At 30.1% G+C, this 12771-nt stretch carries 14 protein-coding genes; 4 read left to right on the top strand and 10 right to left on the bottom strand.

From position 1 onward, the window contains the following. Positions 1 to 340 precede the first annotated feature (340 nt). Positions 341 to 2557 (bottom strand): ATP-binding protein, encoded by a 2217-nt coding sequence (locus J8L88_RS16700; RefSeq protein WP_211061316.1) that lies wholly within the window; start codon positions 2555 to 2557, stop codon positions 341 to 343. 202 nt (positions 2558 to 2759) lie between these two features. On the opposite strand from J8L88_RS16700, the gene J8L88_RS16695 reads away from it, so the two are divergent. Continuing rightward, positions 2760 to 3386, top strand: coding sequence for a hemolysin III family protein (locus tag J8L88_RS16695; protein WP_118386579.1), 627 nt, complete (start codon positions 2760 to 2762; stop codon positions 3384 to 3386). Positions 3387 to 3431: 45 nt separating this feature from the next. On the opposite strand, the gene J8L88_RS16690 is transcribed toward J8L88_RS16695, so the two are convergent. The 4 genes from J8L88_RS16690 to J8L88_RS16675 form a co-directional block, all read right to left on the bottom strand. Then, positions 3432 to 4232, bottom strand: coding sequence for a hypothetical protein (locus J8L88_RS16690; protein ID WP_027392946.1), 801 nt, complete (start codon positions 4230 to 4232; stop codon positions 3432 to 3434). Positions 4233 to 4357: 125 nt separating this feature from the next. Beyond that, positions 4358 to 4786, bottom strand: coding sequence for a DUF4268 domain-containing protein (locus J8L88_RS16685; RefSeq protein ID WP_211061315.1), 429 nt, complete (start codon positions 4784 to 4786; stop codon positions 4358 to 4360). 1 nt (position 4787) lies between these two features. Continuing rightward, entirely contained in the window at positions 4788 to 5465 is a 678-nt protein-coding gene (locus J8L88_RS16680; protein WP_342667683.1) for a ZIP family metal transporter, read from the bottom strand. Beyond that, on the bottom strand, positions 5465 to 6196 hold the full coding sequence (locus tag J8L88_RS16675; protein WP_027392943.1) for a cyclopropane-fatty-acyl-phospholipid synthase family protein: 732 nt from the start codon (positions 6194 to 6196) through the stop codon (positions 5465 to 5467). The genes J8L88_RS16680 and J8L88_RS16675 overlap by 1 nt, the downstream gene beginning before the upstream one ends. A 71-nt stretch (positions 6197 to 6267) precedes the next feature. Between J8L88_RS16675 and J8L88_RS16670 the strand changes: the two genes are divergently transcribed. Further along, positions 6268 to 7413: a class I SAM-dependent RNA methyltransferase gene (locus tag J8L88_RS16670; RefSeq protein ID WP_118386577.1), complete on the top strand. Its 1146-nt coding sequence runs from the start codon at positions 6268 to 6270 to the stop codon at positions 7411 to 7413. Positions 7414 to 7432: 19 nt separating this feature from the next. On the opposite strand, the gene J8L88_RS16665 is transcribed toward J8L88_RS16670, so the two are convergent. From J8L88_RS16665 to rlmD, 3 genes are read right to left on the bottom strand one after another with little or no spacing between them, the layout of a single operon-like run. Continuing rightward, complete coding sequence (locus tag J8L88_RS16665; RefSeq protein WP_027392941.1) at positions 7433 to 8158, bottom strand: DUF6048 family protein; 726 nt, start codon at positions 8156 to 8158, stop codon at positions 7433 to 7435. Continuing rightward, positions 8124 to 8627 (bottom strand): DUF6452 family protein, encoded by a 504-nt coding sequence (locus J8L88_RS16660; protein ID WP_211061314.1) that lies wholly within the window; start codon positions 8625 to 8627, stop codon positions 8124 to 8126. The genes J8L88_RS16665 and J8L88_RS16660 overlap by 35 nt, the downstream gene beginning before the upstream one ends. After that, on the bottom strand, positions 8628 to 10040 hold the full coding sequence (rlmD, locus tag J8L88_RS16655; RefSeq protein WP_211061313.1) for a 23S rRNA (uracil(1939)-C(5))-methyltransferase RlmD: 1413 nt from the start codon (positions 10038 to 10040) through the stop codon (positions 8628 to 8630). It abuts the gene before it with no gap. 325 nt (positions 10041 to 10365) lie between these two features. On the opposite strand from rlmD, the gene rocD reads away from it, so the two are divergent. Further along, a complete protein-coding gene (rocD, locus tag J8L88_RS16650; protein WP_027392938.1) occupies positions 10366 to 11643 on the top strand; it encodes an ornithine--oxo-acid transaminase in 1278 nt (425 codons plus the stop codon). Positions 11644 to 11702: 59 nt separating this feature from the next. Here rocD and J8L88_RS23795 read toward each other — a convergent pair whose 3' ends face one another. Continuing rightward, on the bottom strand, positions 11703 to 12137 hold the full coding sequence (locus J8L88_RS23795) for a DUF2752 domain-containing protein (protein ID WP_035085146.1): 435 nt from the start codon (positions 12135 to 12137) through the stop codon (positions 11703 to 11705). Beyond that, positions 12124 to 12402, bottom strand: coding sequence for a CD225/dispanin family protein (locus J8L88_RS16640; RefSeq protein ID WP_027392936.1), 279 nt, complete (start codon positions 12400 to 12402; stop codon positions 12124 to 12126). The genes J8L88_RS23795 and J8L88_RS16640 overlap by 14 nt, the downstream gene beginning before the upstream one ends. A 159-nt stretch (positions 12403 to 12561) precedes the next feature. Between J8L88_RS16640 and J8L88_RS16635 the strand changes: the two genes are divergently transcribed. Then, positions 12562 to 12765 (top strand): hypothetical protein, encoded by a 204-nt coding sequence (locus J8L88_RS16635; protein ID WP_211061312.1) that lies wholly within the window; start codon positions 12562 to 12564, stop codon positions 12763 to 12765. The last annotated feature ends 6 nt before the right edge of the window (positions 12766 to 12771 follow it).

The raw sequence follows: 12771 nt of genomic DNA, 5'->3' as shown, positions 1-12771 counted from the left end.
AACTATGGTTACACATGATAATAGAATGATATATAACTGAACGATTTTAGTGAAGATACATGTCATCAGTTATGAGATTATAGGACTAATTGATTAGACTTTTATGTACGATATATAAAGACACTAGGGTATAATAGAGAATTAATTATAATCTGTGTTTATATATATTCGATATACCAAAAAAATGTAGAGTAATGTAAGCTAATTCTTTAGCGTTATAATAATAAAACCTTCAAATCATTGATATACAATTCGAGGTTTTGACAGCACATCTTAGTATTTATTAGTTTTATTTTATAACTATAAGGAGGTGAGTTTGTATTATTAAGGGTAATAGTAGTTATGATGCTTTTGAAATGGTTCCGTTAAGATTTGTTTCAATTTTACTAAAAAACTCTTGGTTTTTGTATGGTTTTCTAAGAAAGTCACTGAAACCAGAACTTGGATTAAGGATTGCCTGCACAGTGTCTTGGGTATCTGATGCGGTTAACGCTATAATAGGAATGTTAGGATCAAATTCTCTAATTATTTTAGTTGCTTCCATTCCTCCCATATTAGGCATGTTTAAATCCATTAATATAAGATCATAGGAATTTGTTTTAGCCATTTCTATAGCAATAAGACCGTCATCTGCAATTTGCGATCTATATCCTTTTGTTTTTAATACGTTCTGGGTAACTATCTGGTTTATTTTATTATCTTCGACAACTAGTATAGTATATTCTTCTTCATTTAATAAAGGAATACAATCTTTGGTTTTGTTATTTGTTATGTTACTTTCTTTATTAGATGCATCGATTTCAAAAGAAATTGTGAAATAGAAATTGGAACCTTCTCCTGGTGAACTTTTAATTTGAATATCCCCGCCGTGTAGATTCACTAATTTTTTCACAATGTTTAACCCTAAACCTGTTCCAGTTGTATGATCTTTGGAATCTGCTTGAGAAAATTTGTCAAAAATTAATTCCTGCTTATCTATAGGAATTCCTCTTCCGTCATCTTTAATTTCGAAAGTGATTTTTACTCTATTATCTATTATAACTGGGTTAATAAAGTTTAGCCAAATGTTTCCATTTTTTGTAAACTTATTTGCATTGCTAATAAGATTAATAAAAATTTGAGATAATCTTACTTGATCTCCTATAAGAGAATTAGGAATATTTTTATCAAAATTAAGGTGTAATGTATTGCCGTTTTTATCCGCTTGATACTCAAAAGAATTTTTTATATCATCGGCTAAGTTTTTAATATTATAAGGCGCTTCATCAAGACTTATTTCATATGATTCCATTTTAGTTACTTGAAGTACATCATTAATTAGGTTAAGAAGATGATCAGCAGAAAATTTCATTAATTTTATAAATTTGTGATTTTCTTCATCCTTAATTCGTTCCATAAGAATAGATGACAAACCAACTACACCATATAAAGGTGTTCTTAGCTCATGGCTTACTGTGGATATAAATTTTGTTTTTACCGCTGCAAGACGATCAGATTTTTCTTTTGAAATTTTTAATTCTTTATTTCTTAACGCTAATGATTCTCCAAGTACCTTTGTTTTTCTATGATTATAAATGAAAAAACAAAATAGGATTAAGCATAATAAAAGTAGTGATAAAGTAAAAATAGATACAGTTTGTGATTGTTTTGCTTTTTGAGTTTGAATACTGTTATTTTTATTACTTACTACTAATTTTTCTTTGAATTGATTAGTTTCTAATTTCTCAGTTTCTAATGCTGTTTCGTGATGTTTGGTATATTTTTTAAGAATTGCGTACGCTCTATCTTGTCTTCCAATTTTTACAAGTAGTTCTTCATATTTTTTATAAATGGTCATTGCTTGTCTAAACATTTTGTTTTTTTCTGCAATGGTTGCAGCTTCTTCAAAATGCTTTATAGCACTATTATAGTTATTATGAATTTTGTAATATTCACCGAAGCTGAGATATGTTATTAGCAGTTCGTCAATATATTCGGAATTCTTACTGAAATATTTTTGGCATTTTTTTAATAACCGATAAGCTTTTCTATAATTTCGAGTTTTTAGATAGATATTGGCTAGATTTAATTCTAAACTGTATTTGTAGTGACTGTTTAGATTCTCGGAATTTTCATAAATATGCTTAATTCTTTTTAATGCTCTAGATGGCTTATTAAATCCTTCTAGATAGACTAAAGCTATATTGTTATTGACATCGATAGTTAATTCAGAATGACCTTCTAACTCTTTTATAAATAGTTCTGCAATTTTATATTCTTTTAATGCTTTTTTATATTCTTTGTTTAGAAAGTGTATTTTTCCTAAGAGATTATAAGAATATCCTTTTAGATAATATTCCTGTTGTGTATTGAATTTAGAAGAAATGTCAATAATATTTTCAATTAGCATTACGCTATTAGCTCTGCCAATTGAATTTAGGTGTTCTTCTGTATGAATAATGGTACACTCCAATTCTGGGAATGACATTTCTTCATATTGATAGGCATAAAGATTAGGGAAAAATAAGTTAAGACACAGGAAGCATATAAAATGCTTTACTATTTTAATACTTTTCATTATTCAATACGGATTTGGGGCGTTCAAATATATAAAAAAAAATGAAATTAACGGCTTAAATACATTTAATATACGTTTAAAGCTTATTATTTTTATTTTTAACTTAATAAAAATAAGTTTATTCCTACTTTTTTTAAAAATATTTAATATTAACTAATATTGGTTGCCCTCAAAATTGATCACTTTGTTATTTTTGTCATCTATGAAAGTACAATCAGCTGTAGAGGAAAGATGGAATTGGTTGACACACGCTGTTGGCTTTCTTTTTTCTTTTTTAGGTTTGATTTTATTGATGTTTAGTAATACTAACAAAACATCTTATAGTACATTTTCTGTTTTAATATATTCTATAGCATTGATAATTCTTTATTTTTCTTCATCTGCTTATCATTATACTAATGATATTATTCTCAAAAACAGGTTTAGAGTAATGGATCATGTTAGTATCTATTTATTAATAGCAGGAACTTATACTCCTATAACTTTGATTACTTTATTAAATAGTAAAGGATTGTTACTTTTTACCTTAGTATGGTCATTGGCTGGTTTTGGGACAATCTTAAAGCTTTTTTTTACAGGAAAATTCGAGATTGTTTCTGTGATGCTATACTTATTAATGGGATGGTTAATTGTATTAGATATATCTACTTTGATTGATATTGTTGGTTATGAGGGAATTATGTGTTTGATTTATGGCGGATTAGCTTATACTGTAGGTATAGTTTTCTATGCTTTTAAGAAGTTGTATTTTAATCATGTAATCTGGCATCTTTTTGTATTAGCGGGTAGTATATTTCATTATATATTTATTTTAGAGTATATCATATAAAAAATAGGATAAACCATATTTTTATGGTTTATCCTATTTTTTAAATCATCCTCTACATCCTCTGATTACTCCAAATACGTAATCATCAGCTGCTTCGTTAAATTCATCTCCACAGTTTCTATCACCACTTCCGCCGCTAGCATTATTTACATTACTGCATTGATCGTGATCCATGCAGTCTTTAGTCCATGCACTTGGAATCCACCATCTACCGCAATCTCCTCCGCATCTTCCCATACATCCGTAGTTGGTTCTTGGTTTACTTCCAACTTTAACTCTGTCTTTATGATTCCCTCTGGAATCGTCATATTCTGCATTTACATAGGTGTTTTTTCTTATACAGGTAATGCCTTCATTTCTGCTTTTTAGAGCATTAGAATTGGAGGTAGATTTAATCTCTCTTTTACTGTATACGTAATCTGATGGAGATTTACCCCAATACTCAATAAGAGCAAGTAATGTATACTCGGCCATAGATATTTCTCCTTTCTTTGTATCCAACAAATATTCAGAAATAACTCTTCCGGTATTTAATAAGCCTTCTTTTTGCGTTTCAGAAAAGTTGTTATTATGACCATCAATTGAGATACCTTCATTTTCATAGTTAACAGAAGCTTCGATTGTATTTTTGTCAATCATTAAGACAACCATAAATTGTAGTTCAGAAATTGCTTTTACTGAATAGTCGATGTTACTATTGTTGGTGTAAAGTTTACCCGAAAAATGATTTTCATTCTCAATTTCGAGCCCAATTTCTTGTGCTTGTGGAGAGATATTTTCTTGAGTACATTGTACAAATAATAGTGCACATAGCAAGATTGCTATAGAGCTAACATAATTTTTCATAATTATTGAGTTTGTGTTTTAGTTAATCCCAAGATATGAAAAACTATTCAAAATAATTATTTGATAATGTTTTAATGCTAAAACTAAGAATTTGTTATAAATTAACCTTTGTAGTTATTATTAATCTAACTTTTAATAAAATCTTTGTATTCCAAAAAGAAAGCTTCAAGTTTATCCATGTGATTGTTTAGAAATACCATGGCTTCTTCCCAAGTTTTTCTATTATGGATACTTACGTTAGCTAATTCAATATATACTCTAGAAATAATTTTACCATTTTCTAATTCATATAATTCATCAAAAATTATATCGTTAATATACTCTTCTTTAATTATATTTTTTAAACTTAAAAGTTTATCAAAATAGTAAGCTTTTATTATGTCATCATGTGGTTCAATATCAATAGATACTTGAGCAAATTTTGTGGTAAAGGTAAATTTAAGGGTTACATCTTTGATTTTTGTGTTATATAGCAACCACTTTCTTGGATAGTTAGTACCAAAAGTGGTCCAAAATTCTTGTCTTATTTTTTTTGATTCTTCTTTACTAAACATTTTAAATAAAATATGCGCTAGCTGTAGCGGCTAGAATAACCATAAGTTTGGTGATATTAAATTTATGTCCTTCATTGCTTTCAAAAAGTATTGTGGTAGAAACGTGCAAAAATATACCGATAACAAGCGCTGTGATTTCTTTATAAAAGTTTTGAAGAGTTTCAAAATGTTCAGAGAGAAATGTTCCTAAAGGTGTCATTAATGCAAAGAGAAGAAGGATCAGTAGGATAATAGGTTTTTTTATTTCAGTATTGATTAAAAAGGTAGTCAATATCATCGCTATAGGAATTTTATGAATGATAATTCCAATAAGAATACCTTCTGTATGATGAATAGGAAATCCTTCTAAAACTGCGTGGATTCCTAAGCTTATAAAAAGTAGTTTGGGAATTTGAGTAGTTTCTTTATGAAGATGTATATGACCATGTTCGGCTCCCTTAGAAAAGTATTCTAATACTTTTTGAAGTAAAATACCAATCATAATCCAAACGCCAGTTTGTTTGGCATATTGATGATCTTCAAATACTTCTGGTAACAGGTTGAATATGGTTATCGCTAAAAGAAAAGCTCCGCTAAAAGCTAAAAGTAATTTTAACTTTTTTTGATTATTAGGCCTAAATATATATACTATTAAGGAACCAATAAAAATGGCTGATATGGATAATATATAATTATACACTATTTAAATATAAGAATAAGTCGAGGAGAAGTGGTTTTATGAAATTTTTCAAGTTGGTAATTACCAAAGATATCTAATAGATCAACTTTAGCTTCTTCAAAATAATTTTGAAAATCATTTAAAGTTAATGCTTTTACCCTTTCTGTAAAGAAAAACTCTTCATTATTATCAGTGAACTTTATTTCTTTAAATATATATCCTTCTTTTACATATCGTTTTATATGAAAAACAATACCCGAAACCTCTTTGGTTTCTTCTGGGATAAGATGATCAATAACATAATCTACATTCATAAAATCTATAACCCCTAATCCTTTTTCGTTTAGATCAGATTTTATAGCTTTAATAGTATTAAGATTACATTCTTCTTTTTCAAAATATCCAAAACTTGTAAAGAGATTAAAAATAGCTGAAAACTCTTTATTAAAAGGTTTAGACATATCGTGTACTCTAAATCTTAATGTTTCGTTTTCGAATTGACTAGCGTATTCAATACTATTTTTTGAAAGATCTACTCCAGTAACATCAAACCCTAGTTGGTTTAAATAAATGCTGTGTCTTCCTTTTCCACAAGCTAGATCCAGAATTTTTTCATCTGGTTCTAAACTAAGATAACCACTTAGGTTATCCATGAATTGTTGCGCCTCCGTATGACCTCTGTCTTTATATAGTATATGATAATATGGTGTATCAAACCAAGATGCATACCACATTGTAGAATCTTTTAGCATAGGGCGCAAAATTAATGTATTTTTGCGGTTTAATAATAGCGAATTAGAATATAGTGAGTAATTCATTTAAAATGGTAGCCAAAACCTTTTTTGGTTTTGAAGAAGTATTAGCAAAAGAACTACGAAACTTAGGAGCTCAAAAGGTAGAAATAGGTAATCGTATGGTTAGTTTTTATGGAGATACTGGTTTTATGTATAAGGCAAATCTCTGTTTGAGAACAGCCTTGAAAATATTAAAACCTGTTGCTGCTAAAAAAATAAGAAATGAAAAAGATCTGTATTCTTTTATACAATCCATTCGTTGGGATGAATATCTTGACACCAATGATTCTTTTGCTATTTATGCAACTGTTAATTCCACAATTTTTAGACATTCACAGTTTGTTTCTTTAAAATCTAAAGACGCTATTGTAGATAAGTTTAGAAAAGAAACGGGGAAACGACCTAGTGTTGATACAGACTATCCCGATCTTACGATTAATATTCATATACAACAAGATTTGTGTACCGTTTCATTGGATAGTTCCGGAGGTTCATTACATCACAGAGGATATAGAACAGCCACTAATATTGCACCAATAAATGAAGTTCTAGCTGCAGGTTTATTATTACTGTCTGGATGGGATGGGCAGTGTGATTTTCTAGATCCAATGTGTGGAAGTGGAACATTGGCTATAGAGGCAGCAATGATTGCGTGTAATATTCCTGCTAATCTGAATCGAAAAGAATTTGCTTTTGAAAAATGGTTGGATTGGGATATGGATTTATTTGAAAAGATTGAAGCTGCTTCTTTAAATAAAACCAGAGATTTTAGTCATACAATTAAAGGGTTTGATAAAGCTCCTTCGGCTGTTAGGAAAGCAAAGAAAAATGTAGAAAATGCCAATCTTACTGATTTCGTTAAAATTGAAGATGCTAATTTTTTTGAAAGCTTTAAAGATGGAGATAATAAACTACATATGGTTTTTAATCCTCCTTATGGCGAACGTTTAGAATTGGATGAAGAGAAGTTTTATGCTCAAATTGGAGATACGCTTAAACAGAATTATCCAAATACTAATGCCTGGTTTATTACTTCAAACATTGAGGCGTTAAAATTTGTAGGGTTAAGACCTTCTAGAAAAATAAAGGTGTTTAATGGTAAATTAGAATCTCGTTTGGTTAAATATGAGATGTATGCGGGTAGTAAGAAAGCTAAATTTCAGAATAAACCTTAATATTTTTAGAAGTTAAATGTTACCTTTTTCTTTTAATAAAAGGAATCAAATAGCTTATCGTATAGGTGTAACCTACACCAAATTCACTAAAATCATTAGTCCTTCCGTATCCTGGAATAAATAGATTCTCAAAACCTGCAGGATCTTCTTCATTTACCAATCTTCTTAAGGAAACGCTCGCTCCTAAATAAAGATTGTTTAGTACTTCTACTTTAAGCCCTAAAACAAATTCTATCCAACCAGCAGTTAGGTCTTTGGATTCTCGTCTTTCATTTCTGAAATTTTCAGGATTATTATCTAGATCGAAGAAATCCGTTCCGGTAAATATGTTGTAATTATTTAAAGTTTGATCAAACGTTGTAAATCCGTATCGAAGTCCAGCATAGATGTTGTTCTGCATTCCATACCAATTTTTATAGGTATTATAGTCAATTCCAAGTCTGATATAACTTCCAGACCCTTCTACTTCTATATTGGTTTCATCTCTTAATAAGGATTCATTACCAATTTCTGCAGCCAAATAATAGTTTTTATAAACTCTATAATCTGCATTTATTTCAAACCCAGAATAATCGTCATTGACAGCAGTTCTAATTAATCTACCAATATCTACTCCAACCCTTAATCCATATTTTTCTGATGGGGGCAACGTGTCTCTTGCAGAAATATTAGTTTCTTCTTGACCTAAAATAGTACCTGAAACCAGGAGACTAATGAAAAATAAGTACGTGTGCAGCTGTTTCATCTGTTACATTATCTTCTTCTATGATTATACTTTTGATCCAATTTTCATCACCATCTTCTACGGCAACACTAGCAGTAAGTCCATTATAGTTAACTTTAAAACCGCAAGCACTACTAACATATTCTTCTACAGGTGTATATTGAAAACTAACTACATCTGTATTAGGAGTATCAGAATCGGAATCAATGATAAACTCAAAATCTGTTAATAAACCTCTTGTTCTTAGAGGAATCATTATGGAATCTTGATTCGTTTCGTAATCAATAATGTTAAGAAACCCAGGAGACCCTATTTGTAATTCATTTGGTTGTTTGATATCAGATACTGTACCGTCTTCAATAAATTTAATAATTAGTAGAGGGGTAGTTAATGTATCTTCGGCACAGATATCATCTCGTTCGCAGCTGAAACTAAGATATATACCAACGATTCCGAGAATAATAGGAATAAAAGCTTTATGTAACTTCATTTATGATCTTTTTTCTAATAAAACTACGTTTTCCACATGATGTGTTTGTGGAAACATATCTACAGGTTGTACTTTACTAACCTTATATGTACTATCTAATAACGACAAATCTCTAGCTTGTGTTGCACTGTTACAACTAACATACACAATCTTATTGGGAGAAATGTTAAGTAACTGTCCTACCACATCCTTATGCATTCCATCTCTTGGTGGATCAGTAATTACAACTTCTGGTTGTCCATGAGTAGCTATAAAATCCGAAGTAAATACTTTTTTCATATCTCCTACGTAAAATTCTACGTTATCGATATTATTATGCTTAGCATTTTCTTTTGCATCAGCAATAGCTTCTGGCACAGCTTCTACACCAATTACTTTTTTTGCCTTTTTTGCTACAAATTGAGCAATAGTACCCGTTCCTGTATATAAATCATATACTAATTCATTTCCCGTTAGACCAGCGAAATCTCGTGTTACTTTATACAATTCATAAGCTTGCTTGGAGTTGGTCTGATAGAAAGATTTCGCGTTAATTTTAAAACGTAAACCTTCCATTTCTTCTTCGATATGATCTTTTCCGTGATAACAGATTACTTTCTGGTCATAAATTGTATCATTTCCTTTAGAGTTAATTACATATTGTAATGATGTAATTTCTGGAAATTCAGAAACTATGTAATCTAATAATAAGGTTCGTTTTTCTACATCTTCATGAAAAAATTGAACTAACACCATAATTTCTCCGGTAGATACAATTCTCATCATAAGAGTGCGAAGGAAACCACTTTGCTTTCTCGCATTATAAAATGATAAATCATTTTCTGTAGCAAATGTTTTTATTTTATTTCGAATAGCATTACTAGGATCCTCTTGTAAATGACATTTGTCTATATCCAAAATTTTATCCCACATTCCAGGGATGTGAAACCCTAGAGCATTTCTATTTTTAATTTCTGTGTCACTTTGGATTTCATCTAATGTTAACCAACGACTATCACTAAAAGAAAACTCCATTTTATTTCTGTAAAGGAATTGATCTTCAGAACCTAGTATTGGAGTTACTTCTGGTAACTCAATTTTTCCTAATCTAGTTAGGTTATTTATAACTTCCTGCTCTTTATAGTTTAGTTGATGCTCGTACCCCATAAACTGCCATTTACACCCACCACAAGTACCAAAATGAGAACAAAGAGGTTGGACACGTTTGTCAGATTTTTTATGAAAAGTAGTTGCCGTTCCTTCATAAAAAGCTTTTCGTTTTTTAGTGGTTTGAATATCCACAACATCTCCAGGTACTGCGTTATTTAGAAATATGATTTTTCCATCAGGAGCTTTAGCAATACTTTTTCCTTTTGCACCAGCATCAATCACTTCTATATTTTCAAAAACTTGCCTTTTATTCTTTCTTGCCATAGCGCAAAAATAAGAATAGAAACTATATACTTATTAAATATTCAATATATCTTATGAAAAGAATAAAAAAAATGAACCAAATTGATATTTCCATGTCCATTATTCTAAAGACTTCTAGATTGTAAATTCTTCAATTAATAGCAATATTATTTTGAATAATTAAAAATAGAATCTATTCCAAGCCTTAAAATTAAATAATAAATAAAGATTTAGTAATTTGCGACTCTCTTAGGGATGATTTCTCTCCCACGCTGAATTTTCGAGTCTTTTCGAAAGGATAAAGGTATAGAAGGAATGGTTATTTTATCAATTTAAATTATTAAAAATGGCTGTTTTAGAAAAATTAACTTCTCAACAAGCAATCGATTTAGAAAACAAGTATGGAGCTCATAACTACCACCCTTTACCAGTAGTTTTAAACAAAGGAGAAGGAGTATATGTTTGGGATGTAGAAGGAAAGAAGTATTATGATTTCCTAAGTGCATATTCTGCGGTAAATCAAGGGCATTGTCACCCTAAGATAGTAGGAGCTATGATGGAACAAGCTCAGACATTGACATTAACTTCTCGTGCATTTTATAATGATAAGCTAGGAGAGTATGAGAAATTTGCTTCTGAATTTTTTGGTTTCGATAAGCTGTTGCCTATGAATACAGGTGCAGAAGCTGTAGAGACCGCTTTGAAAATTTGTAGAAAGTGGGCATATGAGAAGAAAGGTATTTCAGAAAATGAAGCTCAAATAATTGTTTGCGAAAACAATTTTCACGGTAGAACTACAACGATTATTTCATTTTCTAATGATCCAGTAGCACGTAAAAACTTTGGACCTTATACATCTGGTTTCATCAAAATTGAGTATGATAACTTAAAAGCATTAGAACAAGCGTTAGAAAATAATAAGAATGTTGCAGGTTTCTTAGTAGAACCAATACAAGGAGAAGCTGGAGTTTATGTACCTTCTGAAGACTATTTGTCAAAGGCTAAAGGTTTATGCGAAAAATACAATGTACTTTTTATTGCAGACGAAGTACAAACTGGTATAGCTAGAACAGGTAGGTTGTTAGCTACTTGCGGTAATTGTTCTTGTAGTGATAAAAACTGTTCAGGTACACCAAATGTTAAACCTGATGTCTTAATACTTGGTAAAGCACTTAGTGGTGGAGCATATCCGGTTTCTGGTGTTTTAGCTGATGATCATATTATGGAAGTAATCAAACCAGGTAATCACGGAAGTACTTTTGGAGGAAATCCTGTTGCTGCAGCGGTTGCTGTTGCTGCTTTAGAAGTAGTAAGAGATGAAAAGCTTGCAGAAAATGCTTTTGAACTTGGTGAATTATTCAGATCAGAAATGAATGAGTATATCAAAACATCGAGTATAGTAAATCTTGTTCGTGGTAAAGGATTGTTAAACGCAATTGTAATCAATGATGATGAAGAGAGTGAAACAGCATGGAATATTTGTGTAGCTTTAAAAGAAAACGGATTATTAGCAAAACCAACTCATGGTAATATCATAAGATTTGCTCCACCATTAGTAATGACAAAAGAACAATTGCTAGAATGCGTGGCAATTATAACAAAAACGTTAAAAGAGTTTGAGTAAAACTTTTTTGATTGAATTAAAATAATAAAAAGAGTAGGAACAAGTTTTCTGCTCTTTTTTTATGGAGCTAGATGACAAAAAGGTGCACTACTAACATTACGCAATATCCAATAGGAAATAATAGAAATAAGAATGATATATGTGAAGTATTTGTTATAAGTCCAATCTTCGACTTTTTTATTTAAAAATCGTTTAGCTGTATAGTTATATAGTTTTATAAATAAAACTATGGCTAATATTACAAATAATAAATTATGTTGTAAAGCATGTAAGATTCTACCATTTAATAAATCATGAATTGCTCTTTGACTGCCACAACCGGGACAGTGGTACCCTGTTAGAGAATGGAAAGGACAACTGGGAAAAAAACCTTCACCAGCACTAGAGCCAGGATCATTTAAGTAGTAATATCTTATTAAAAAAAATATAGGTACTAACGCTAGTAAGTACCCATATTTTAAATATTTGTAATTTGTTTTTTTAGAAATTTCCATTAGCACCTAGAACACTAAATAATGCTACTCCATATACTAAAAACATTACAACCCAAATTAGAACTCCACCTATAATCCCTATAAGTCCCCATAATTTAGCATTTTTTGAGGCGGCAACAGCTCCTTCATAATCTCCTGCATCATATTTGGAATTTACTTGAGTTGAATAAATAATACTTACAATACCTGTGATTAGACAACATAAAATTGTAGAGATAATTGCTAAGGCAAGGTGATTGTTAGGTCTTGGTTGATTAGCTTCCATATAAATAAACTTAATTAGTAATTAATTTGTAATAAAAAAATGTAAAATGGGGTATTCGATAAATTTACGAGGTACAATATACACAATTTGAGTATTCCAGAAATTAATGTTTAGAAAAAAACTAATATTTGATACTTTTGCGTTATGAATAAATTGAAATTGAAAAAGATTATAAGTTTTCTTTTAATTTTAATGGGAGCGTTTCTTTTAATAAGTGAAATAGCTTCTGTAAAAAAGAATTATTATCTACAGGCCGGTGGTATCATTTGTTTGATGAGTGGAGTGTTTTTAATTAATGCAAAAGTTACATCTAGGTTTCCAGAAAATACTACTGAAAATCAAGAAATAAATGAAAAGGAATAGAAGGAT

Origin of the sequence: Aquimarina sp. MMG015 (assembly GCF_018100855.1) — a bacterium.
Taxonomy (GTDB): Bacteria; Bacteroidota; Bacteroidia; order Flavobacteriales; family Flavobacteriaceae; genus Aquimarina; species Aquimarina latercula.
Note: the sequence above shows the minus strand (reverse complement) of the source record. Positions and strands in the feature narration are given on the sequence as shown.